26 protein-coding genes and 1 pseudogene are annotated in these 24,311 nt (G+C 28.1%); 18 read left to right on the top strand and 9 right to left on the bottom strand.

Annotated features, from left to right (window positions below; all coding sequences use genetic code 11):
* The first annotated feature begins 106 nt into the window (after nt 1–106).
* The 16 genes and pseudogenes from CNZW441b_RS06850 to CNZW441b_RS08165 form a co-directional block, all read left to right on the top strand.
* Nucleotides 107–643: a 50S ribosomal protein L25/general stress protein Ctc gene (locus CNZW441b_RS06850; protein ID WP_131163778.1), complete on the top strand. Its 537-nt coding sequence runs from the start codon at nt 107–109 to the stop codon at nt 641–643.
* A complete protein-coding gene (gene pth / locus CNZW441b_RS06845; RefSeq protein ID WP_131163779.1) occupies nt 640–1,185 on the top strand; it encodes an aminoacyl-tRNA hydrolase in 546 nt (181 codons plus the stop codon). The genes CNZW441b_RS06850 and pth overlap by 4 nt, the downstream gene beginning before the upstream one ends.
* Nucleotides 1,185–2,243, top strand: a complete 1,059-nt coding sequence (locus tag CNZW441b_RS06840) for an LptF/LptG family permease (protein ID WP_131163780.1) — start codon at nt 1,185–1,187, stop codon at nt 2,241–2,243. Before pth ends, CNZW441b_RS06840 begins: the two co-directional genes overlap by 1 nt.
* 9 nt (nt 2,244–2,252) lie before the next feature.
* Nucleotides 2,253–3,461 carry a diaminopimelate decarboxylase gene (gene lysA, locus CNZW441b_RS06835; RefSeq protein ID WP_131186484.1) on the top strand — a complete coding sequence of 403 codons (1,209 nt, stop codon included), beginning with the start codon at nt 2,253–2,255 and terminating at the stop codon, nt 3,459–3,461.
* 2 nt (nt 3,462–3,463) lie between these two features.
* Complete coding sequence (locus CNZW441b_RS06830) at nt 3,464–4,231, top strand: HAD-IIA family hydrolase (protein WP_131163782.1); 768 nt, start codon at nt 3,464–3,466, stop codon at nt 4,229–4,231.
* Nucleotides 4,219–4,482 (top strand): chorismate mutase, encoded by a 264-nt coding sequence (gene pheA / locus CNZW441b_RS06825; RefSeq protein ID WP_131163783.1) that lies wholly within the window; start codon nt 4,219–4,221, stop codon nt 4,480–4,482. Before CNZW441b_RS06830 ends, pheA begins: the two co-directional genes overlap by 13 nt.
* A 114-nt stretch (nt 4,483–4,596) precedes the next feature.
* Entirely contained in the window at nt 4,597–6,276 is a 1,680-nt protein-coding gene (fliF, locus tag CNZW441b_RS06820; protein ID WP_131163784.1) for a flagellar basal-body MS-ring/collar protein FliF, read from the top strand.
* Nucleotides 6,276–7,304, top strand: coding sequence for a flagellar motor switch protein FliG (gene fliG / locus CNZW441b_RS06815; protein ID WP_131163785.1), 1,029 nt, complete (start codon nt 6,276–6,278; stop codon nt 7,302–7,304). The genes fliF and fliG overlap by 1 nt, the downstream gene beginning before the upstream one ends.
* Nucleotides 7,305–7,311: 7 nt before the next feature.
* Entirely contained in the window at nt 7,312–8,121 is an 810-nt protein-coding gene (gene fliH, locus CNZW441b_RS06810) for a flagellar assembly protein FliH (RefSeq protein ID WP_131163786.1), read from the top strand.
* On the top strand, nt 8,114–9,955 hold the full coding sequence (gene dxs, locus CNZW441b_RS06805) for a 1-deoxy-D-xylulose-5-phosphate synthase (RefSeq protein WP_131163787.1): 1,842 nt from the start codon (nt 8,114–8,116) through the stop codon (nt 9,953–9,955). The genes fliH and dxs overlap by 8 nt, the downstream gene beginning before the upstream one ends.
* A gap of 97 nt (nt 9,956–10,052) precedes the next feature.
* Nucleotides 10,053–10,463, top strand: coding sequence for a peroxide-responsive transcriptional repressor PerR (perR, locus tag CNZW441b_RS06800; protein WP_131165655.1), 411 nt, complete (start codon nt 10,053–10,055; stop codon nt 10,461–10,463).
* A gap of 241 nt (nt 10,464–10,704) precedes the next feature.
* Nucleotides 10,705–11,409 carry a bifunctional demethylmenaquinone methyltransferase/2-methoxy-6-polyprenyl-1,4-benzoquinol methylase UbiE gene (ubiE, locus tag CNZW441b_RS06795; RefSeq protein ID WP_131163789.1) on the top strand — a complete coding sequence of 235 codons (705 nt, stop codon included), beginning with the start codon at nt 10,705–10,707 and terminating at the stop codon, nt 11,407–11,409.
* A complete protein-coding gene (gene xseA, locus CNZW441b_RS06790) occupies nt 11,406–12,569 on the top strand; it encodes an exodeoxyribonuclease VII large subunit (RefSeq protein WP_131163790.1) in 1,164 nt (387 codons plus the stop codon). Before ubiE ends, xseA begins: the two co-directional genes overlap by 4 nt.
* Before the next feature lie 10 nt (nt 12,570–12,579).
* Entirely contained in the window at nt 12,580–13,653 is a 1,074-nt protein-coding gene (gene serC / locus CNZW441b_RS06785; RefSeq protein ID WP_131163791.1) for a phosphoserine transaminase, read from the top strand.
* 308 nt (nt 13,654–13,961) lie between these two features.
* Nucleotides 13,962–14,144 carry a hypothetical protein gene (locus CNZW441b_RS06780; RefSeq protein WP_216681352.1) on the top strand — a complete coding sequence of 61 codons (183 nt, stop codon included), beginning with the start codon at nt 13,962–13,964 and terminating at the stop codon, nt 14,142–14,144.
* A gap of 394 nt (nt 14,145–14,538) precedes the next feature.
* Nucleotides 14,539–14,690: pseudogene (locus tag CNZW441b_RS08165) on the top strand (hypothetical protein); the annotation flags it as partial.
* A 38-nt stretch (nt 14,691–14,728) separates the two neighbouring features.
* Here CNZW441b_RS08165 and CNZW441b_RS06775 read toward each other — a convergent pair.
* The 6 genes from CNZW441b_RS06775 to CNZW441b_RS06750 all read right to left on the bottom strand — a co-directional run bounded on the left by CNZW441b_RS06775 (nt 14,729) and on the right by CNZW441b_RS06750 (nt 17,997).
* Nucleotides 14,729–15,724 (bottom strand): beta-ketoacyl-ACP synthase III, encoded by a 996-nt coding sequence (locus tag CNZW441b_RS06775; RefSeq protein ID WP_216681351.1) that lies wholly within the window; start codon nt 15,722–15,724, stop codon nt 14,729–14,731.
* On the bottom strand, nt 15,702–16,685 hold the full coding sequence (plsX, locus tag CNZW441b_RS06770) for a phosphate acyltransferase PlsX (protein WP_216681350.1): 984 nt from the start codon (nt 16,683–16,685) through the stop codon (nt 15,702–15,704). The genes CNZW441b_RS06775 and plsX overlap by 23 nt, the downstream gene beginning before the upstream one ends.
* A 5-nt stretch (nt 16,686–16,690) precedes the next feature.
* Nucleotides 16,691–16,837, bottom strand: coding sequence for a 50S ribosomal protein L32 (gene rpmF / locus CNZW441b_RS06765; RefSeq protein ID WP_012662034.1), 147 nt, complete (start codon nt 16,835–16,837; stop codon nt 16,691–16,693).
* Between the two features lie 12 nt (nt 16,838–16,849).
* Nucleotides 16,850–17,203: a hypothetical protein gene (locus tag CNZW441b_RS06760; RefSeq protein ID WP_131163795.1), complete on the bottom strand. Its 354-nt coding sequence runs from the start codon at nt 17,201–17,203 to the stop codon at nt 16,850–16,852.
* The gene (gene ndk / locus CNZW441b_RS06755) at nt 17,200–17,616 is read right to left on the bottom strand and encodes a nucleoside-diphosphate kinase (protein WP_131163830.1); all 417 of its coding nucleotides are present in this window, start codon (nt 17,614–17,616) and stop codon (nt 17,200–17,202) included. Before ndk ends, CNZW441b_RS06760 begins: the two co-directional genes overlap by 4 nt.
* A gap of 96 nt (nt 17,617–17,712) precedes the next feature.
* The gene (locus CNZW441b_RS06750; RefSeq protein ID WP_131163796.1) at nt 17,713–17,997 is read right to left on the bottom strand and encodes a DUF362 domain-containing protein; all 285 of its coding nucleotides are present in this window, start codon (nt 17,995–17,997) and stop codon (nt 17,713–17,715) included.
* A 197-nt stretch (nt 17,998–18,194) separates the two neighbouring features.
* On the opposite strand from CNZW441b_RS06750, the gene CNZW441b_RS06745 reads away from it, so the two are divergent.
* Together CNZW441b_RS06745 and flhB are read left to right on the top strand one after the other, a co-directional pair.
* A complete protein-coding gene (locus CNZW441b_RS06745; RefSeq protein WP_131163797.1) occupies nt 18,195–18,791 on the top strand; it encodes a peroxiredoxin in 597 nt (198 codons plus the stop codon).
* Nucleotides 18,792–19,014: 223 nt separating this feature from the next.
* The gene (gene flhB / locus CNZW441b_RS06740; protein WP_131163798.1) at nt 19,015–20,103 is read left to right on the top strand and encodes a flagellar biosynthesis protein FlhB; all 1,089 of its coding nucleotides are present in this window, start codon (nt 19,015–19,017) and stop codon (nt 20,101–20,103) included.
* Here flhB and motB read toward each other — a convergent pair.
* From motB to polA, 3 genes are read right to left on the bottom strand one after another with little or no spacing between them, the layout of a single operon-like run.
* Complete coding sequence (motB, locus tag CNZW441b_RS06735) at nt 20,100–20,831, bottom strand: flagellar motor protein MotB (RefSeq protein ID WP_131163799.1); 732 nt, start codon at nt 20,829–20,831, stop codon at nt 20,100–20,102. The two genes, flhB and motB, sit on opposite strands and share 4 nt — an antisense overlap.
* 2 nt (nt 20,832–20,833) lie before the next feature.
* On the bottom strand, nt 20,834–21,610 hold the full coding sequence (motA, locus tag CNZW441b_RS06730; RefSeq protein WP_131163800.1) for a flagellar motor stator protein MotA: 777 nt from the start codon (nt 21,608–21,610) through the stop codon (nt 20,834–20,836).
* Between the two features lie 12 nt (nt 21,611–21,622).
* Complete coding sequence (polA, locus tag CNZW441b_RS06725; RefSeq protein WP_131165653.1) at nt 21,623–24,262, bottom strand: DNA polymerase I; 2,640 nt, start codon at nt 24,260–24,262, stop codon at nt 21,623–21,625.
* Nucleotides 24,263–24,311: the final 49 nt, after the last annotated feature.

Here is a 24,311-nt window from a genome sequence, read left to right as displayed (position 1 = left end):
ATTATTGTTGATATAGATGAGATATTAAGACATAAAAAGATAAATTTTTAAATTAAGCTAAGATTTTTTTGATAGAATAAGGGTTTTATTTTACGAAAGGTTAAAAATGCTAGAAGGTATTATTAGAGAGAGTATCGGTAGAAAAGCTGCTAAAGCTTTAAAAAGAGATGGTTATCTAATTGCAAATATCTATGCAAAAGGATTTGAAAATATTCATGCAGCTTTTAAGCTTAATGATTTTATTAAAGAAGTGCGTAAAAAAACTACACTTGCTTTTGATATTAAAGTAGGCGAAAAGGTTTTAAATGTTGTTATAGTAGATTATCAAAAAGATCCTGTAACCGCAGAACTTAAGCATGTAGATTTAAAAGTTGCACAAAAAGGTGTAGTGTCTAAATATATGATTCCTGTTAAAATTATAGGAACTGCAATAGGGCTTAAAAATAAAGGTGTATTGATTCAGTCAAAGAGAAGATTAAAAGTTAAATGTAAGGCTGAAAATTTACCTAACTTTTTTGAGTTAGATGTTAGTAAATTAGACGTAGGTGATGCTTTACTTGTAAAAGATGTGGTTGTTCCAGAAGGTGTAAGCATTATTGATGCTGAAAGAGTAGCAGTAGTAGGTGTAGAAAAAGCAAGGTGATCTTAGTTGTAGGACTTGGCAATATAGGAGATACTTATAAGGATACAAGGCATAATGTTGGTTTTATGCTTGTTGATTTAATTCTTAAAAATTATAATTTCTTACAAATTACAAATGCTAAATTTAAAGGAGAGTTATATAAAATAAACTCTTCTTTATTCTTAAAACCAAATACTTACATGAATCATTCAGGATTAAGCGTAAAAGCTGTTAAAGATTTTTATAAATGCCAAAGAATTATAGTAATCCACGATGATATAGATCTTAAATTTGGAGCTTTGAAATTTAAAAAAGCAGGAAGTAGTGGCGGTCATAATGGACTTAAAAGTATAGATGAATATTGCTCTAATGATTATGAGCGCGTGCGTATAGGTATTGGAAGATCAAATAATATTAAAGAATTTGTTTTGTCTAAATTTAATGAAGATGAAAAAATAATTTTAGATAAAGTTTTAGATCGTGCAAAAGACGCTTTGTTTGAACTCATTAATTCAAATGATATAACTCATATTGCTTCAAAATATAGTTTAAAAGTTTTATAATGTGGATTTTTTTTCGTTTTATTTCAGGGATTTATCTTAAAAATTTTTTTATTATTTTTTTATCTTTACTTTGTTTTTTTGTTTGTATTGATCTTTTATTAAATTTTAAAGATTTACCAAAGTCTGCAAATTTAGATTTGCTTTATGTAGTTTTTTTGGCTTGTAGTGCTGTATTTTATCTTTTGCCAATCTCTTTAATTTTTGCTTTGATTTTAAGTTTAATCAATATGATTAGAAGTAATGAATTCGTAAGTTTTTATGCATTGGGATTGAGTAAAAATTTAGTTATTTTATTTCCTTTTTTATGGGCTTTATTTTTTTGTTTTGTTTTTATAGGACTTAATTTTACTTCATTTGCTTATGCTAATGATTATAAAAGAAATATTATAAAAAATGGCGTTTTAATCAAACAAGGTGGTGGAGTTTTTCTAAAATTTAATGATGATCTAATTTATATTGATAAGGTTAAAAGTGCTCAAAATGAGGTTGAGGATATTAAAATTTTTAACACTAAAGATCTCAATCTAACATCATTTGTTATTGCAAAAAAAGCTATTTTTAATGATGATTTTTGGATTTTAAAGGAGGGAAGTTTAACATTGCTTCCAAATGAGTATAATGTAAGCGCTAAAGGCTTACAAAGTAAAGAATTTAAAGATTTAAAAACTTTAGAAGGCTTTAAACCTAAGATTATTGAAAGCGTGGCAAATAATAGTGATTATTCTATTAAAGATGCATTAGAAGGGTTATTTTTATTTAAGGAACAAGGCATTAGTTTGCATTCTATAAAAATTTCTCTTTATAAATTGGTTTTTACTCCGTTTTTTGCACCTTTTTTAATGCTTATAATATATTATTTTTTTCCTATAACAGCTAGATTTTTTAATTTGGCCTTTGTAAGTTTTATATTTTTTCTTGTAAGTTTTGGTGTTTGGGGATTATTATTTTTGCTTACAAGATTAAGTGAAAATGGAGTTATTTTAACTGAATTTGGTATTATCTTGCCTATAGTGCTTTTAGCATTATTTGCATTGTTTATGTATTATAAAAATCGTTAAAGGGTTAAGATGGATTATAAAAGTTTAAGGAATGAGTTTAATACTCCTTTTTATATTTATGATTTTGATGAAATAAAGAAAAATTTTTTAGAACTAAAAGAGGCTTTTAAGGCAAGAAAATCTCAGATTTTTTATGCTTTAAAAGCTAATTCTAATTTAAGCCTTTTACAAATGTTAGTCAAACTTGATAGCGGTTTTGATTGTGTAAGCATAGGAGAAGTAAAAAGAGCATTAAGAGCAGGAGCTAAACCTTATAAGATTATTTTTAGTGGTGTAGCAAAAACCGAAGAAGAGCTTAAAGAAGCTTTGGGTTATGATATATTATATATCAATTTAGAGAGTGAATCTGAATTATTACTTTTAGAGAATGTAGCCAAAAAACTTAATGTAAAAGCAAGAATAAGCATTCGTGTTAATCCTGATGTAGATGCAAAAACTCATCCTTATATTTCTACCGGACTTAATGAAAATAAATTTGGGGTAGAAATAGAACAAGCCAAAAAAATGTATCTTTATGCTAAAAAATCTTCTTATTTAGAACCTATTGGAATACATTTTCATATAGGTTCTCAACTCTTAGATCTTTCTCCTGTTTATGAAGCTGCAGAAATTGTTGCAAAGCTTGTAAGAGAATTAAAAGCTTTAAAAATTGATATTAAATTTTTTGACATAGGGGGAGGACTTGGTGTAGCTTATGAAAAAGATGATTTAAGACCAGATCTTTATTTATATGCACAAGGAATTTTATCAAAGCTTGGTGGGCTTGATGTAACTATAGGAATGGAGCCAGGGCGTTTTTTAGTAGCTAAAAGTGGGAAATTTGTTTGTTCTGTTCTTTATGAAAAACACAATAAAACAAAACGTTTTGTTATAGTAGATGGAGCAATGAATGATTTAATACGTCCTAGTTTATATGAAGCGTATCATGAAATTATCATGCCTTACAATGAAGGAGAAAAAAGTCTTTGTGATATTGTAGGGGGAATTTGCGAAAGTGGGGATTTTTTCGCAAAAGATAGATTGCTAGAGCAAACACAAAGTGGTGATATTTTAGTGATTAATGATGCAGGTGCTTATGGATTTAGTATGAGTAGTAATTATAATACTAGAAATCGTGTATGTGAATTAGCTTTAGAAGATGGTAAAATAAGAATGATACGTCAAAGAGAAAGTTTTGAAGATCAAATAATTTTAGAAGAAAAATTTTTAAAAGATTAAAAATGTTTTTTTTAGATGTTCAAGGCACTTTACTTTCGGATAAAGATAAGAGTTTAATCTCTGGTGCTAAAGAGTTAATTTCTTATTTGAATTCAAATAACATGCCTTATGTTGTTGTTACTAACAATACAAAAAAGCTTGATTTTTTATCAATCTTAAAGCAAAAAGGCTTAGACATTAAAGATAATGCTTATATTGATCCTTTTTATGTTTTAAAAGATATTTTAAAGCCTTGCAAGATTGCGGCATTTGGAGCTAGAGAGTTTTTATTTAGCCTTGAAAATTTAGGTTTTGAGCTTGATTTTAATCATCCTGAAGCTTTATTAATTTCTAGTTATGATGATTTCAAATTTAAAGATTTTGCTAATATGATAGAGCTTATTAAAAAAGATATTAGAGTAATTGCTATGCATGAGACAAGTATTTATAAAAAAGATAATAGACTCTATCCAGGCGTAGGTAGTATTATGGCTATGCTTAAAAATGCTACAAATTTTAATTATGAAGTAGTAGGAAAGCCTAGTTTAGCTTTTTATAAAGAAGCTTTAAAGCTCATTCAAAAACAAAATGAACAAATTAATTTTGAAGATATTTGTATTGTAAGTGATGATTTTAAAGGAGATTTATTAGAAGCTAAAAATTTAAATATGAAATGTATTTTAGTCTTAAGTGGAAAAATGAGCGATACTAAAGGAATTGATATAAGCTTACTTGATAAAATTTATCCTAGCGTTTTAGAACTTTTAGGGGAGTTAAAGTGCAAGATTTAAATGAATTAAGAGCACAAATTGATGCTTTAGATGATCAAATTTTGTATTTGCTTGATAAAAGAATGTCTTATGTTAAAGAAATAGGCAAAATAAAGCAAAGTAACGCTCAAGAAATTTATGATCATAAAAGAGAAGAATATATTTTAGATCGTTTAAATAATGTCAAATATAAATTTTTAAATTCAAACATGATTAAAAGTATCTATAGGGAAATTTTTTTTATATCAAAGCAAATACAGAATTTAGATTAAGATTTTATTAAACTCTTAATAGATTTTTGATACAATAAATATGTTTTTTTAAGTTTTTGTAATATAATTTTCAGTTTAAATAAATAGTTATTTGTAAATTTATTAAGGTTGCATATGGATTTTAAAAATATGTTCCATCAAATTGGACAACTTTATCAAAATTTAAGCCGTAAACAACGTATAGTTATAGCGGCTTCTATTGTTGTGGTTGTTGGATTTTTAGTTTTTTTAAGTTTATATCGTAACTCAGGAAGTGCTACTTCAGATGGCTACGCTATTTTGGTTGAGAATGTAAAACCAAGTTCATCTGCTGCTATTGTTTCAAAATTAGAACAAAGTGGTATTCCTTACCGTTTGCAAAATGAAAATACAATTTTAGTTCCCCAAGATCAAGTTTATAGACAAAGAATGATTATTGCATCTGAAGGTCTTATTAAGGATAGTCGCGTTGGTTTTGAAGCTTTTGATCAACAACAATTTGGTGCTACCAATGAAGAGCAAAAAGTTAAATATCAAAGAGCAATTGAAGGGGAGCTTGCTAGGACTATTGAAACTTTAGAGCCTATAAGATCAGCAGTTGTGCATATAGCCTTCCCAAAAGAAAGTGTTTTTACTGAAAGACAAATTCCTCCTACCGCTTCTGTTGTGCTTAATATTAAAGAAGGTTTAAAGCTTACAAGGAAACAAATTGATGGGATTAAAAATATCATTTCGGCTGCGGTTCCAAAGCTTACTAAAGACAATGTAAGAATTAGTGATCAAAGTGGAGCGCCTTTAGATGAGTTAGAAGCTTATGAAAGTGATGTAATTGCTGCACAGGTTAGATATAAAAGAGATCAAGAAAGAGAGCTTGAAGAAAAAATTATATCAACCTTAGCTCCTTTTGCCGGTGGAACTGATAAAATAGAAGTTAATGTGAATATAGATTTTGATTTTTCTAAAAAAGAATCTCAAAGTGAAATTTATGATCCAAATCCTATAGTAAGAAGCGAACAGACTTTAGAAGAACAAAGAGAAGGTAGAAAAGAGCCTGAAATTCAAGGAGTTCCTGGTGCTGTTTCTAATATAGGTCCAGTTGAAGGGCTTGATAATAAAGGTCAAGTAGAGCTTTATAAAAAAAATCAAGTAACAACTAATAATGAATTATCTAAAACTATAACCAATACCAAAAAACAATTTGCTACTATTATTAGAACTTCAGCAGCTGTTGCTATTGATGGAAAATATAAAGAAGTTGTTGATCAAGATGGTAATGTTCAAAATGAGTATATACCTTTAAGTGATACAGAACTTAAAAATATAGAAAGTTTGGTACAAAGTGCTATTAATTATAATGCAGCAAGAGGTGATATTGTTGTAGTTAGAAATTTACCTTTTCATCGTGAGTCTATTAAAGTGGAAAGTAAAGTTAGAACCTTTTATTCACGCTTTATTGAACCATTTATTCCGCCTGTTAAGTATTTTATTGCAGCTATTTTACTTTTTATTTTTTACAAAAAAGTTATTGGTCCTTTTATGCAAAAAATGCTCGAAGATGCAACCCCAGAAGAGCAACAACAAGCTCCTGGTTTGGTGTTAGATGAAGCAGAAGATGCTATAGAGAAATTTAATGCAGCAAGGAAAAAAGTTGAAGAACAACTTGGTTTTGGTGATAACTTCAATGAAGATTCTATTCAGTATGAAGTTTTGCTTGAGAAATTAAGAGGACTTGTGACTGATAAAAGTGAAGAGATTGCTGCTTTACTTCAAAATTTGGTTCAAAATGATTCTGAATTTAGCGAGAAGGATATGTAATGATAAAGCTTAGCGAAGAACAAAAAATGATTTATGATGATTTATCTATGCCTGAAAAAGTAGCAATTTTTTTAATTCAACTTGGAGAAGATGCTACAACGGCTGTGTTTTCGCATATGGAAATTGATGTTATTACAGAAATTTCAAGATATATAGCTATGGCCAAGAATGTTGATAGATCCGTAGCTACAGCGGTTTTAGAAGAGTTTTATACCTTGCTTCAGTCAAATCAATACATTAAAAGCGGTGGTTTGGAATATGCCAAAGAAATACTTTTTCGTACTTTTGGCCCTGATATTGCTAATAAAATCCTTGAAAAACTTACTAAAAGTATGGAGAATAACCAAAATTTTGCTTATTTGGCACAAATTAAACCACAACAACTTGCTGACTTTATTACAAAAGAACATCCTCAAACTATTGCCCTTATTTTAGCTCACATGGACTCAATCCATGCAGCCGAAACTTTAGAGTATTTTAGTGATGAATTAAGGGCTGAAGTTGTAATTAGAATGGCTAATCTTGGTGATATTTCTCCAAGTATTATCAAAAGAGTTTCTGCTGTGCTTGAAAGTAAACTTGAAAGTCTTACTTCTTATAAGGTTGAAGTGGGCGGTCCAAGGGCTGTGGCAGAAGTGCTCAATCGTTTAGGGCAAAAAGCAAGCAAATCTACTATTACTTATATTGAGCAAAGTGATGAGCGTTTAGCTGAAACTATTAAAGAACTTATGTTTACTTTTGATGATATTAGCAAATTAAGCACTAATGCGATTCGTGAAATTTTAAAAGTTGCTGATAAAAAAGATTTGATGATAGGTTTAAAAGGTGCAAGCGAAGAATTAAAACAAAAATTTCTTTCAAATATGTCATCACGTGCTAGTGAAGCTTTTTTAGAAGAAATGGGATTTTTAGGAGCTGTAAGGGTAAAGGATGTTGAAGATGCTCAAAGAAAAGTGGTTGAAGCAGTTCAAAAATTAGCAGAACAAGGTCTAATACAAACAGGCGATGCAGATGAAATGATAGAATAGGAACAATATGGCAAATCGTAGTAATGTAATTTCTAAAAAAGATAATGAGCAACATGTTGTTGAAGGCTATAGATTTAAAGTTATATCTGAATTTAATCATGAGCAAGAAAAATCTCATATCAATAATGAAATTAAAAATGATAATGAAGTAGCTTCTAAGGAAGAACAAGTTGCTTTAAAAGATAATGAAATTAGTGAAGAAAAACAGCTTGATTTTCAACCAAGTTTTGTAGAAGATTTACTTAAAAAAACAGATGAAATGTCAAGTAATATTATTAAACTTCAAATGCAAATTGAAAATCAAGAAAGTGAATTTAACAACCGTCTTAATTCTGAGCTTGAGAGTGCAAAGGAAAAATTTACACAAGAAGGTTATAACAACGCTAAAATAGAGTTTGAAAAAGAATTAAATGATTTAAAAGAAAGATATTTAAAAAGTATTTTAAAACTTGATGAAGCAAGTAAAAATTTAGATTTATTTATTGAAAAAAACAAAAAGGAATTAGCAGATACTGCGATAGATATTGCAAAGGAAGTAATTTTAAAAGAAGTAGAAAATAATTCTTCTAAAATTGCCTATTCTTTAGCAAAGGATTTGGTTTCAGAATTAAAAGGTGCTAGTGAAATAGATATTAGAGTAAATTGTAGTGATTATGATTATTTAAAATCTGAATTTAAAAATGATCTTAGTATTAAGGTTACTTTAGATGATGCAATCTCTAAAGGAAGCGTTGTAATATTAAGTGATTTAGGAAATATAGAATCAAGTCTTAATCAAAGATTAGAAAAAATAAAAAGAATGATTAATAATGAGTAAGAGATTATCCTATACTCATAAAGAGCTTCAAAATTTAAGTCTTAAAGAGCTTGAAGACTTAGCTTTTAATTTAAGAGAGAAAATTATAGAGGTGGTTTCAAAAAATGGAGGACATTTAAGTTCAAATTTAGGTGCTGTAGAACTTAGTATTGCAATGCATGTGGTTTTTGATCACAGTAAAGATCCTTTTATTTTTGACGTCTCTCACCAATCTTACGCTCATAAACTCTTAAGTGGAAGAGAAAATATTTTTCATACTTTACGTCAATTTAAAGGACTTAGTGGATACACTAAACCAAATGAAGGAGATTATTTTATTGCGGGGCATTCTAGTACTTCAATTTCTTTAGCCATTGGGGCTTGTAAAGCTATAAAATTAAAAAATGAAGATCGCTTACCTGTGGTTTTAATTGGAGATGGGGCTTTAAGTGCTGGAATGGCTTATGAAGCTTTAAATGAATTGGGTGATAGAAAATATCCTTGTGTCATTATACTAAATGATAACGAAATGAGTATTTCAAAACCAATAGGAGCTATTTCTAAGTATCTTTCTCAGGCAATGGCAACACAATTTTATCAAAAATTTAAAAAAAGAGTAGAAAAAATGCTTGATTTTTTGCCAGATGGTGCAACCTATATGGCAAAGCGTTTTGAGGAGAGTTTTAAACTAATTACACCTGGGCTTTTATTTGAAGAATTAGGACTTGAATATATAGGTCCTATTAATGGGCATAATTTAAATGAAATTATTGCTGCTTTAAAACAAGCAAAACTTATAAAAAAACCTTGTGTTATTCATGCACAAACTATAAAAGGAAAGGGTTATTCTTTAGCTGAAGGAAGACATGCTAAATGGCATGGGGTTAGTGCTTTTAATATAAAAAATGGAGAAAGTCTTAAGAAGCAAGATAAAAAAAGTGCTACTGAAATTTTTAGTCAAAATTTATTAGAATTAGCAAATAAATATGAAAATATAGTCGGAGTTACTGCGGCTATGCCTAGCGGAACAGGACTTGATAAGCTTATAGAAAAATATCCTCAAAGATTTTGGGATGTGGCTATTGCAGAGCAACATGCTGTAACTTCCATGGCAGCTATGGCAAAAGAAGGTTTTAAACCTTTTATAGCTATTTATAGCACTTTTTTACAGCGTGCATATGATCAAGTAATTCATGATTGTGCTATTTTAAATTTAAATGTTATTTTTGCTATGGATAGAGCAGGAATTGTTGGTGAAGATGGAGAGACTCATCAAGGAGTTTTTGATATTAATTTTTTATTACCTTTGCCAAATTTAACTCTTGTTGCACCAAGAGATGAAGCTATGATGGTAAAAATTATGGAATATGCTTATCATCATAAAGGTCCTATTGCATTTCGCTATCCTAGAGGAAGTTTTATTTTAGATAATGAATTTAAAGCATGTGAAATAAAATTGGCTAAAGCCCAATGGCTTATCGAGAGTGAAAGTGAAGTTGCTTTTTTGGGTTATGGGCAAGGCGTTGGAAAAGCTTGGAGCGTGTTAAAAAATATACAAATTAATAAAAAGAGTGCAAATTTAGTCGACTTAATTTTTATTAAACCTTTAGATGAGGAATTTCTTAAAGAGCTTGCAAAAAAAACAAAAATATGGTTTGTATTTTCAGAGAGCAATAAAATAGGCGGTGTGGGAAGTTTATTAAATACTTTTATACAAGAAAATAATTTAAACATTAAACTAATTAGTTTTGAGTATAAAGATAAATTTATAGAGCATGGAAAACTTTTTGAAATAGAGAAAGAATTAGGACTTGATACAGACTCATTAACAAATTATGTTTTAAATTATATTTAGTTTATTATTTAATAAAAAATATTATTTAATAAATATAAACTTGTTTTAATTATTTTATTATATAATTTTTATTTGTAAATTTTTAGAGGTGGAGATTATGGAATTGTTAGAAATGTTAAAAAAACATGAACTTAAAGCAACACCACAAAGACTTTGTGTCTTAAAAATTTTAAAACGTCATGAACATCCAAATATAGAAGAACTTTATGCAGAGATTAAAAAAGAATATCCATCTATTTCTTTGGCAACTGTTTATAAGAATTTAAATACTTTGCAAGAACAAGGTTTAGTGGTTGAAATCAATGTAGCTAATCAAAAAACTTGTTATGATATCTATGAGGAAGAGCATATTCATATCATATGTTCTAAATGTGGCAGTATAGAAGATTTAAATTTTAAAGATTCAAATCTTAAAGAGTATCAAGAACATTTAGAAAAAAAACTTGGTAATATTATAAATCATTTAGCAATTTGTGCGTATGTAGATGGTTGCAAAAAATGTTTTTAGATAAATTGAAATTGTTAAACAGTTTCAATTTATTATTAAAATTTAGATTCTAAAAATCCTAAAAATACTTGTATAATTTTAATTGATTTATTGTAATATCTTGCGAAATAAACTTTCCATTTGAGCGAAAGATTAAAATATGTTGTAGAAATAAAAATAAACTAATTTAAAAAGTGCTAAAATTTTTTAATTATAATAATTTATTTAAGTATTCTATATGATAAATCAATAGAGGGATAAAATGCAAAAGCAAGAAAAAATTGTTCAAATGTTTAATGAAATTGCTCCTAGCTACGACAAAGCAAATAGAATTTTAAGTTTTGGAATTGATATAACTTGGCGTAAAAGGGCTTGTAATTATGTTTTAAAAAACTATGATAAAACAGATTTAAATATTATTGATGTTGCTTGTGGAACTGCTGATATGATTAATATTTGGCAACAAGAGGCTTTAAAACTTGATAAAAAAATTTCAAAAATTATAGGCATCGATCCTAGTGAAGGTATGTTAAAGATTGCAAAAGAAAAATACAAAAAAGTTACATTTATAAAAGCTTTTGCACAGGATTTGCCTTTAGAGAATGAAAGTGCTGATATTATGAGCATAAGTTATGGACTTAGAAATGTTGTTGAAAGGAAAAAGGCTTTAAAAGAATTTTTTAGGGTTCTTAAAAAAGATGGCTTACTTTTAATCTTAGAATTTAGCAAACAGGAAAAGAAAGGGTTTTTATCTTTTTTTAGAGATTTTTATCTTAAAAATATTTTACCTATTTTAGGAGGTTTTTTAAGCAAAAATAAAAGTGCTTATGAGTATTTGCCTAATTCAATTGATCATTTTCTAAGCGAACAAGAATTAGCTAAAGAATTGCAAGAAATAGGTTTTAAAATAGTAAAAATTAATAATTTTAGTTTTGGTATCAGCTCTATGTTTGTGGCAAAAAAATGACTGTAAGCGAACTTAATATAAAGGCTAAAGCTTTACTTGAAACTCATTTTGAAAATATTATTTTAAATGGAGAGCTATCAAAAATCACTATCCATTCTTCAGGGCATTGGTATTTTGAGCTTAAGGATGAAAATTCAAGTATTTCTTGTGTGATTTTTAAATGGGAAAATTTAAAATTAAATTTTATTCCTAAAGTAGGAGATTTTTTAGAGCTTATTGGAAGTCTTAGTTTATACTCTCAGAGCGGACGTTATCAATTTATTGCTAATACTATAAAAAAAATGGGTTTTGGAGATTTAGAAGGGCAATTTTTAGCTTTAAAGGAACGCTTAGATAAAGAAGGTTTATTTGACATAAAATATAAAAAACAATTACCTAAATTTCCTTTAAAAATAGGTATTATAAGTTCTTTTACTTCAGCAGCTTTAGAAGATATGTTAAAAATAATAGAACAAAAATCATATTTTTTAGCAAAAATTTATGTTTTTAATGCTTTAACTCAAGGAAATTTAGCCCCGTCTTCTTTAATAAATGCTTTGAAAAAAGCAGATGTAAAAGGACTTGATGTTTTAATTATTGCAAGAGGTGGAGGTAGTAGAGAAGATCTTTTTTGTTTTAATGATGAAAATTTAGCCAGAGAAATTTTTAAAGCAAAAACACCTATTATTTCAGCTATTGGACATGAGATTGATTATGTAATCAGTGATTTTGTAGCAGATCTTAGGGCACCAACACCTAGTGCAGCTATAGATTTACTCATTCCATCAAGAATGGATTTAGAGCAAGATTTAGATTTTAAAACTCAGCAATTAAAAATTATTTTACAAACTAAATTTAAAAATTTAGAATTAGAACTTTTAAATTTAGAAAAAATATTAAAAGCTAATTCTTTAAATGTTTTAATTTCTCAAAAAATTGATCAAAGCAATCATCTAAAACAACAATTATTTTTTTCCATAAAAAATAAATTAAATATTGCTTATTTAAATTTAGAAAAAGCAGAAAATGCCTATAAACAACACGAATCTTTTTTTCAAAAAAGTAAAAATTTAGTTAATATTGAAAAAGATGGCAAGATAGTAAATTTAAAAGACTTAAAGCAAAATGATAAAATAATTTTAAATTCACAAGATGATAGAAAACAAGCACAAGTTTTATAAAGGAAAAAATATGAGAAAAATTAATTTTAGCGCAGGACCTTCAACTTTACCTTTAGAAGTTTTAAAAGAGGCAAATGAAAATTTACTTGATTATAAGGGACTTGGTTTTTCTATTATGGAGTTTAGTCATAGAAGTAGCGTTTTTGAAGAGATTCATTTTGATGCTATGAAAATGGCTAAAGAACTTTATAATTTAGATGATAATTATGAAGTTTTATTTTTGCATGGAGGTGCTAGTTTACAATTTGCTATGATTCCTATGAATTTATATTTAGGCGGAGTTTGTGAGTATGCAAATACTGGAATTTGGACTCAAAAAGCTATTAATGAGGCTAGAATTTTGGGAGTCAATCTTAAAATTGTTGCTTCAAGTAAAGAAGAAAATTTTTCTTATATACCAAAAATAAACTTTAGTGATAATGCTGATTATGCCTATATATGTTCAAACAATACTATTTATGGAACACAATATAAAGAATATCCAAAGACTAAGAGTCCTTTGATTGTTGATGCTTCGAGTGATTTTTTTTCTAAAAAAGTAGATTTTTCTAATATCGCTCTTTTTTATGGAGGAACTCAAAAGAATGCCGGAATTTCAGGCTTATCTTGTGTTTTTATTCGTAAAGATATGTTAGAAAGAAGTAAAAATAAAATCTTACCGAGTATGTTAAAATATAGTATCCATTCAGAATATAATTCATTATTTAATACTCCTTGTAATTTTGCTATTTATATTTTTAATCTTGAAATGCAATGGCTTTTAAAGCAAGGAGGTCTTGATGTGGTTTATGAAAAAAATTTAGAAAAAGCAAATCTTTTATATAAGGCTATAGATGAAAGTGAAGGTTTTTACAAAGGCTATGCGCAAAATAAAGATAGATCTTTAATGAATGTAAGTTTTAATATAAAAGATGAGAATTTGCTTCCTATTTTTTTAAAAGAAGCAGAACAAAATGATCTTTTAGGACTTAAAGGACATAAACTTTTGGGCGGAATTCGTGCAAGTATTTATAATGCTATAACTTTAGAGCAGGTAAAAACTTTATGTGATTTTATGAAAGAATTTGCTAAAAAATATAATTAATTATTTTTTATTTTCTAATATAAAATAGATGCTTAAAAATAATAAATAATTAAATTCTTATTTTAGGATAAAATATGAATACCATATAATTCAAGTTTAAGCATTTTTGGAATAAGCACAACAAATAATTGGAATTTCGGCGATAAAAATACCGCTCAAATTCCAAATGATAAAAACAAGTCAAATGTTGCAAATTTAGATAAACTTCTAAAATCTTACAAAGATTATTATGATGAACTTACAAAAGAAATTCCTATCGCTAAAGGCTCTATAAAAGATCAGATTTTAAAGCAAAAAATAAAGTTTCAGTGCATTGGTTGGATGAAGACTTACAAAAAGGATATGTAAAAATTTATCACACAAGTATGAGTATAGAAGAATTTAAACAAAAATGGTTAGATCTTCAAGCCAAACACGAAGCTAGATTTGGTGAAGTTGTCGAGCAAAGCAGAAAAGATATCCAGCAAGAAATTCAAACTGTGCAAGAATAATACAACAACCAAAAAGAACAAGAAGCAAAAACTTTTAAACCTATACAAGCAGAAAGTAAAAGCGAAACTTACAAGGATGAAGTAAAAGCAAATTTTTGGGAAAATTTTTAAAAGTCTAACAATAAAACGGAATAGATATTTTAGAAATCTTAGAAATGTTAAATAAACAAGGCTTAGATATTAAGGCTTAAGAATTATTTTTATTAATATCCCTTACATTTTTTAGAATTTTAATCATTTGATTACCAAGAAAAAATTTTAAGCCTTATCCTTTGCTTTTTATGACATGCTTTCCCATCCTTAGTATAAATCGGGAGTTTCTAGTATCAACAAATCTAGCGTACTTTTGTAGGTCTTATAGATTCTTCTCCAAGAATTGATATTCCAATTTTGTAAAAATGAAATATACAAAGAAGATAATACAAGAAATAAACTTTAAGAGAGCTCCTAGAAACTAAATTTGGCACAAGTAAAGAATTAGAACTTCTCTTTAGTATGAATTTTAATAATGATGCAAAAGAATTTATTAATAAAATTCTTTCTTAAGGTGATTTATTTAGAATTAAAAATGTGGATATAGAGGTTTAAGAAAAATTTTCTCCACCGAATTTAAGTAAGGCAGAACCCCAAGTAAAACCCCCGCCAAAAGCATCAAGAAGTATTAAATTTCCTTTTTTAAGACGTCCTTCTTCATAAGCATCGTTCATAGCCATAGGTATCGAAGCGGCTGAAGTATTGCCGTATTTTTGTACACATACAACACATTTATGATCTTCTAAATTTAATTTTTCTTGTACAGCTTTAATAATGCGTAAATTTGCCTGATGCGGTATAAAAAGATCAATATCGCTTGCTTTTAGATTATTTCTTTTTAAAATTTCTATAACATCATTGCTTAAAGTATTAACAGCTATTTTAAAAACTTCATTTCCTTTCATACTCATACAAAGTGGAGCACTTATGCTAGATTTTTGCGAACGTTTAGTCATTAAAAGATCTCCATAGTCCCCATTACTTGCAGTATGAACATCAATAATAGGATTATCAGAATTAAGACTTATAATGCCAGCTCCAGCTCCATCTCCAAATAAAATACAAATACTTCTATCATTATAATCAATAATAGAACTTGTTTTTTCTGCTCCTATGATCAAAACATTATTTTTGCTACCACTTTCAACCATAGCTTTTGCAAGTTCAAGTAAATAAATGAATCCTGTGCAAGCGGCTGAAATATCAAAAGCCGTTATATTTTTAAGCCCTAGGTTTGAAGCTATTTTGCAAGCAGTTGAAGGCATGGCAAAATAGTCAGGACTCAGAGTTGCTACTAAAATTGCATCAATATCATCAGGGTTTAAATTTGCTCTTTTTATAGCTTTTAATGCTGCTTTTGTTCCAAGATCACTTGTTTGCTCGTTATCATTGGCAATACGCCTTTCTTTAATACCTGTGCGTCTTGTTATCCACTCATCTGAAGTGTCAACGATTTTTTCAAGATCAAAGTTACTTAAAATTTTTTCTGGCACATAAGCTGCTATACTACGTAAAGATGCTTTTTTAACTATATTTTGAGAGTTCATTTTCTATAACTTGATTAATATTTGATTCACTAAACTTAATAGCTTGAAAAATCGCATTTTTAATTGCCCTAGAGTCACTTTTTCCATGACTTATAATAACACAATCATTAACACCTAGCAAAGGCGCACCGCCATATTCTTGCCAGTCAATACGCTTTTTAAGTTTATAAAAAGAGTTTTTAAGCAATAAAGCTCCTAACTTTGAAATAAGTGATTTTTTAATTTCTGATTTTAATATTTGAAATATGGCTGTTGCAACACCTTCACAGGATTTAAGAATAATATTTCCATTAAAACCATCACAAACTAAAACATCAATGCTTCCATTGAAAATATCTCTACCTTCAGCATTTCCAATAAAATTTGGAATTTTTTTCATAACTTGATGAGCTTCTTTAGTGAGCTCATTTCCCTTGCTTTCTTCCTCTCCATTGGAGAGAAGTGCAATTTTTGGTTTTTGAATATTCATAATTTCTTTAGCATAAATTTCACCCATAATTGCAAATTGAAATAAATTTTCAACTTTACAATCGGTATTTGCACCAACATCTAAAATTAAAGTATTTGTTTTAATATTCGGCATTAAAGTTGCAATAGCAGGCCTTGAAATATTTTTAAGTCTTCCAAGTCTTAAAGTCGCTAAAGACATAGTTGCACCACTATGTCCTGCTGAAACAACTGCTTTTGCTTTGCCTTCTTTTACAAGTTCTATAGCTTTGTAAATAGTTGTCTCTTTCCGTTTTAAAACCTCCGTTGCACTTTCTTCCATAGAGAAAATTTCGTTTGCCTCTTCATATTGAATATATTTTTCTAAATGTTGCGGAATTAAAGGTTTTAAAATTTCAGACTGACCTACTAAAATTGCATTAAAAGGCTTTATACTTAAAGCTTGTATTACGCCTTCAACAATAGGTTTTTCTCCAAAATCGCCACCCATTGCATCAATTGCAATGTTTATCATAAATTTTAGTATTCCTTAGTTACTGGATTAACACGATGAGGCATTTTATAACTTCCATCTTTATCTTTAATAGGCATTGGAAGAGTCACTTTATAATGTGTTCTACGTTTTGCTGCACGTGTTTTACTTACTCGTCTTTTAGGTACTGCCATTTTTTCTCCTTTTTAAATTTTACATTTATCGCAATAAAAATAATCACTAAAATATGTTTCAACTTCCCCAATTGCAATTTCTATAAGATCAATTTGAGAATCAAAAAATTCGATAGTATTACTAAGCTCATTTTCAGAATCTTTAAAAATACCATCACTTGCAAATAGTTCTAATTTTTCATTAATGGAGAATTCAGCCTCTTCTCCACAGCTATCACAAGGCTTATAAATAAAGCCTTTTATTATAGCATTAATTTTAACTATTTTCGCATTAATTTTAACCATATCTCCTTCAAAAACTATATTTTCAAGATTGAGTTTAAAAGGATAGGGTGTTGTATGAATTTTAGAAAAATGAATTTTCATTTATATATTTCATCAGTTTTAAAGAAAAAGTTAATTTCAATTTCTGCATTTTCTAGACTATCGCTTCCGTGTACAGCATTTGCGTCAATGTTTTCAGCAAAATCAGCTCTTATAGTTCCAGCTTTAGCTTCTTTTGGATTGGTTGCACCCATTAATTCTCTATTTTTAAATACAGCATCTTCTCCTTCTAAAACAGAGACAACCACAGGCCCACTAATCATAAATTTAACTAAATCTTCAAAGAAAGGTTTATCTTTATGAATTTGGTAAAATTCTTCGGCTTGGTTTTGATTTAATTGAATTTTTTTCATTGCAACGATTTTCAATCCATTGCTTTCAAAACGATCAAGAATTTTACCTATTACATTTTTTTTAACAGCATCAGGTTTAATAATTGATAAAGTTTTTTGAATCAAAGTATTCTCCATAATTTATTTTAAAAAACTATGATTATACTTAAATTATACTTAAAATTTTATTTAATTAATCTTTATCAATATTTTTAGTTTTTAAGCAAATACAGGAGTGCTTCCATCTCTCATATCTGCACCAATTTCATTACGACTTGGTTGTCCTTCTTGAATATCACTCCAAACTATACAACCATCTGTAGGGCAAGCACTTGCACATGCTGGTTGATCATTGTATCCTACGCACTCAACGCATTTGTTTGCATATACATAATAACTATCTTCATTATTAGGATTACTTGCATCATCTACTATTGCTGAAACCGGACACTCATCTATACAAGAACCACATGCAATACAAATATCTGTAATTTTTACTGCCATTTTTTCTCCTTATATTAAATTAATATTTTAGAATTCTATCATACTATTCTTAAAAACTTATTTTTTTGATAATCAAAATTTATCTTTATTGATAATATTTATTAAAAATCAATAATATAATATCTATTTCAATAATATTTAAAGATTTAAACGATATAATTTAGTTATCAATAAAATTTATTATTTAGGAGATAAAAATGATAGTTACAAAAAAAGCTTTAGATTTTACTGCTCCAGCAGTTTTAGGAAATAATGAAATAGTAGAAGATTTTAATCTTTATAAAAATATAGGACCAAAAGGCGCTGTTGTATTTTTCTATCCAAAAGATTTTACTTTTGTATGTCCTTCTGAAATCATTGCATTTGATAAAAGATATCAAGAATTTAAAGATAGAGGAATTGAAGTAATTGGAATTTCAGGAGATAATGAGTTTTCACATTTTGCTTGGAAAAATACTCCAGTAAATCAAGGTGGTATTGGCCAAGTTAAATTCCCTCTAGTTGCTGATTTAACTAAACAAATTGCTAGAAATTTTGATGTATTATATGCAGAGGCTGTAGCACTTCGTGGATCATTTCTTTTAGATGCTGATGGAACAGTTCGTCATGCTGTGATTAATGATTTACCACTTGGAAGAAATATTGATGAAATGATTAGAATGGTTGATACTATGCTTTTCACAAATGAGCATGGTGAAGTTTGTCCAGCAGGTTGGAATAAAGGTGATGAAGGAATGAAAGCAGATCCTAAAGGCGTTGCTGATTATCTTGGAAAAAATGAAAACAAACTTTAATTAGCTTTCTCCCTTTTTTAAGGGAGATATTTGATAAATCCTTATAGAACTCTTATATTAATTTAATTAATTATACATCTGTTTAAATGATAAATTAGTATTACAGAATTTATTAGCACTAAAATAAATATTTTTATTAAATTACTTATATATTTTTTAATATAATCACTTATTAATATTTTAAAAATGTAATTTTGAAAGTTTATTAGCAATAGGAGAATTTATGGCAGGCGAAGATCAAGAAAAAACAGAAGAACCCACATCCAAAAAAATAGAAGATGCCAGAAAAGAAGGAAATGTTCCTAAAAGTCAGGATGCCTCCGCAGTTATAACTTTAATTGTTGCTGTGGCTATCACTCTTTTTTTAATGGGATTTTTAGGAGAGAGAATAGTTAATTTATATAGATATTATCAAAGTTTTATCGGGGTTGAGCTTGATCTTAGGATTATTCAATCTATTATGATTAAAAGTATTTTTGAAGTTTTGATTATGCTTGCTCCTATAGTGCTAAGTATTATGGTTGCAGGTGTTTTAGGAAATGTTATGCAATTTGGTTTTGTATTTACAACAAAACCTATTATGCCAAATTTAGGAAAAATTAATCCCTTAAAAGGTCTTAAAAATCTTTTTTCTTTAAAAAAATTATTAGAAAGTGTAAAAATTATTTTAAAAGTCGGTGTTGTTTTTACTATAGCTTTTATAGTATTGCTTCAGTTTATGAAAGAGCTTCCAAAAGTTGAACTTTATAATATGTTTAATCAGCTTATTTGGTTAAGAGATAAGGCTATTATTTTAGCTGCTATTGTGATTATTGCTTTTATGATTATTGCTGTTTTAGATGTATTTTTAGTGCGTTTTCAATATTTTAAAAGTCTTAGAATGAGCAAACAAGAAATTAAAGATGAATATAAACAAATGGAAGGGGATCCACAGGTTAAAGCGAGAATTCGTCGTATTCAAATGGAAACAGCACGACGTCGTATGGTGCAAGATGTAGCTGGTGCTGATGTGGTTATAACAAATCCTACGCATTATGCTGTTGCTATTCGTTATGATACAACCAAAGAACAAGCTCCAAGAGTTGTAGCAAAAGGTATAGATTTTTTAGCTTTGAGAATTAAAGAAATTGCTTATAAAAATAATGTTGTTGTTTATGAGAATCCTCCTTTAGCAAGAGAGCTTTATAAAGTTTGTGATGTAAATGATCTTATTCCTAGAGAATTATTTAAGGCTGTAGCTGAGGTATTAGGATTTGTATATAATTCCAATAATAAAAGCAGGCTTTCAAACCAAATTAATTCTAAAAATTAATTTGGTTTGTGAATGAGTTCAAGTATAGATTTTTGAGCAGCTTCATTATCGCTATCAACTTTAAAATAAATTTCAACTCTATTATTATTTAAAGTGGTAGGATTATTTTGTAAAGGTTCATTAAAACCATAACTTTTAATACTTAAATTTTTTATATTAACTCCGCCATCAATAAAATATTTTAAAACATTTTGAGCTCTTTCATAACCTAGTTCAAAACTTCTTAATACCGTATCACTATTATCTGTATAGCCTCTAATTTCAATTTTCGTTTGAGGTGGTAAATTAAGAGCAAGTTGTGCCATGCGTTTTAAATAATCTTTTATGTCAGCAGAGATGATTTCAGCACTTCCTTTTTGAAATAAAATTTTAGAAGGAAGATTTAATGCAACTTCATTATTTGATTGATCTAAAGCAGCTTGAAGCTTTTTAATGGTATCTTGTTGAGTTGTTACTCTTTGCTTTAAAGCTTCTATTTCATCACTTTCTGTTTTTGCAGGTCCTTTGTATTTTTCTTGATTCTTACTTTCTTCTTGTATAGTTTGGGTTGTAGTATAATCAAAAATTTTTATAAATTCTGTTTTTAAAGCTTCAACTTTTGCTGGATTTGATTTAGAAATAGCCCATAAAGCTATAAAAAGTGCCAAAAGTAAACTCAAAAAGTCTGCATAAGGAACAGCCCATTTTTCACCTGCTGGACATTCTGGACATTTATGTTTTTTTGCCATTTTTAGCCTTTATCAAATTGTGAAATTTTAGGATCATCATGGCTAAGAAAATTAAAGAGTTTAGCCTCTAAATCTCTAGGATTAGCCCCTTCTGCTATGCCTTTGATAGCTTCAGTAATAACAATTTGTTCTTTAACTAAATCCATTCCATTAGCTTTCATCTTTCTACCCCAAGGAGCAAAAAGAGCATAAGCTCCAAATATTCCTGTAACAGTTGCAGTAAAAGCTCCTGAAATACCAGCAGCCATTGCCTGAGGATCATCAAGAAGTTTAAGTGCCAATATAAGTCCAAATACGGCTCCAACTAATCCCATAGTTGGACAAGTTTCTCCAAACACTATCCAGTATTCTGCACATTCTTTATAGTGTTCTTCAAGTTGTTCGGTTTGAATTTCCATACTTTCTTTAATCTCATCAAAACTTTTTCCATCTACTAGCATCATCATAGCATTTTTTAAAAATTCATTTTCAATTTCATTGGTTTTTGATTCTAAGGCTAAAAGTCCATCTCTTCTTGCTATAATAGCAAATTCTATAAGTTGGGCTATTCTTTCTGAGAGGTTAACTCCAGATCCTTTAAAGACAATTTTTAATTCTTTATAAGCAGCTTTAACAATTTTTTTATGAGTAGACGTCATTGCACAAAAAGCAGCGGTTGGCATCACAATAAGAAATGAAGAAAGATGAATAACATGTAAAGGATTACCACCTTCTAATATATCGCCAACAGAAATACTTGTTACAGCAAGTACCATTCCAAGTATGGTTGAAAGATCCATTAGTAATTCTCCTTATTTAAGTTCTCCCCAATTTTTAGCAATACTTGATGAAGTTTTTAATTTTACATCTAATTTTACAATATTTTCCATAATATCAGTAGCTTTTTTTACAAAATTTTCGCATAATTCATCTTTTACTTCAAAAATAAGTTCATCATGAATTTGTAGGATAAGTTTTTTGTTATTATCTAAGTCTGGGGCAATTTTTATCATAGCAAGTTTAATAATATCAGCTGCTGAACCTTGTAAAATAGAATTAATGCTTTCTCTTTCATACATTGCTATTTGCATGGCTTTAGCATTTTCAAAATCAAAAAATCTTTTTCGCCCTAAAAGAGTAGTAATAAAACCATTTTTTTTAACTTCATTTTTAACTTGTTCGAAATAATCCTTAATGCTAGTAAAATTTTCAAAATATTTTTCTATATAAGATTTGGCAAGTTTTGCTTCGATTTTTAAATTAGTGCTTAAAGTTTTATAGCCCATGCCGTAAATAAGTCCAAAATTAATGCTTTTTGCTATGCTTCTGGTTTTATAATTATTCTCTCCAAATATCATAATAGCTGTTTTTGCGTGGATATCTTCATCATTTGAAAATGCTTGTAAAAGTTTTTGATCTTTGCTAAAATGAGCAAGCATTCTAAGTTCTATTTGGGAATAATCCAAAGAGATAAAACTAAAACCATCTTGTGCAATAAAGCAAGATTTATAATCTTTAGCATATTGACCATGTGCGGGAATATTTTGTAAATTTGGATCTTTAGAAGAAAGACGTCCTGTTGCAGTTCCAGTTTGTAAAAAACTAGAATAAATTCTTGAATTTTCATCTTTTTGTGCTAGTTTTAAAAGAGGCTCACAATAAGTTGAGTAAAGTTTTGCAAGTTCTCTATAAGATAAAATCTTTTCTATTACAGGATGCTCATTAATAAGTTCTTTTAAAACTTTTTCATCAGTAGAATATCCTGTTTTACTTTTTTTCTTGGTATTAAGATTGAGCTTATTAAATAAAACTTCTGCTATTTGTTTAGGAGAGTTAAGATTAAAGCGATCTTGACATAAGGTATAAATTTCTTCGCTTATCTTTTTTATTTCTTTGCTAAATTGTTGCATTAAATTTTCAAGTTCTAATGTATTAAGTTTTATACCATTTTCTTCCATCATTATAATAACTTTTATAAAATCAAATTCATTTTTATAAGCAAGTTCTAATAATTTTGGATCTAAATTTTTAAGAAAATAAAGATAAAATTTTAAAGTAATATACGCATCTTCTGCTGCATATTTGCAAGCTTTATCAAGTTCTATACTTGCAAAATTTTCTCCTTTTTTAACTATATCTTCAAAATGTAAGGTTTTATAATCAAAAAGTCTTAAAGCCAAATCATCCATATTTACTCTTAAGCCTGGATTAAAAAGCCAAGCTAATATCATAGTATCAGCATATTTTTGAGGAGGGTTTAAATTGAAGTTATTTTGTATGATTTTAAAATCATATTTAAGATTGTGTCCTATAACGGTATGCTTGTAAATAATTTCTATGGCTTTTTTTGCATTTTGAAGCGAAATTTGCTTTTTTACTCCTAAATAATTATGATTTAAGGGAACATAAAAAGCTTCATTTTCGTTATAACAAAAACTAAATCCAACTATTTTAGCCTTTTTTGTATCAAGGTCAGTTGTTTCTGTATCAAAAGCAATAATACTTTCTTGATCTAAATTTTCTAAGATATTAAAAAGTTTATTTTCATCTAAGATTAAAGTTGTTTTGAAGTTTAAAATTTTATTTTGATTTTTTGAATTGAATTGCATTTTTTTAAGTAAAGAATTAAGTTCATATTGTTCTAAGATATCTATAATTTTTAATAAAGGTTCTTCTTGATTAAAAATAGATTTTTCCAACAAATTAGGAATCTCGATATCATTTTTTAAACTTGCAAGTTTTTTGCTTAAAAAAGCATTTTCTTTTCCTTCTAAAAGTAAAATGCGACTTCTTTCATTGCGTACTAACATAAGATTATCATAAATATTTTCTATATTATCAAATTGTTCAAGTAAAGTTTTAGCTCCTTTAGCTCCTATGCCTTTAACACCTGGAATATTATCAGAACTATCTCCACAAAGAGCTAAGAAATCTCTAATCTGTGAGGGTTTTACGCCATATTTTTCAATGCAAGCTTCTTCATTATAATCATTTTTAGAAATAGGGCTATAAATACTAACTTTTCCATTTTTTATAAGTTGATAGAGATCTTTATCTTGAGTAATAATACGTATAAAAATATCTTCATTTTCGCATTTTTTAACAACAGAAGCTATAATATCATCTGCTTCGTAACCTTCTTTGGAATAACTCATAAAACCCATTTTTTCTATCATTTCAATACAAATTGGAATTTGTGCTAATAATTCTTCAGGAGGAGGGGTGCGGTTAGTTTTATAATTTGGATCAATTTCGCTTCTAAATGTTTTACCTTTAGAATCAAGTGCGAATAAAATATAATCACTTTTATATTCATTTTGTAGGCTGTAAATAAAATTGGCAAAGCCAGAAATCATACCGCTAGGAGCACCTTTAGAGTTTTTGAGTCCTTTAAGAGCATAAAAAAGTCTAAAGAAAAACCCAAATGTATCAATTATAGTTAAAGTTTTCATAGGATAATCTTTAATTAAGAAATTTATTTTTCTTAATTATTTCAAATTT

Origin of the sequence: Campylobacter novaezeelandiae, assembly GCF_018968685.1 — a bacterium.
Lineage (GTDB): Bacteria > Campylobacterota > Campylobacteria > Campylobacterales > Campylobacteraceae > Campylobacter_D > Campylobacter_D novaezeelandiae.
This window is presented reverse-complemented; position numbering and strand designations above follow the sequence as displayed.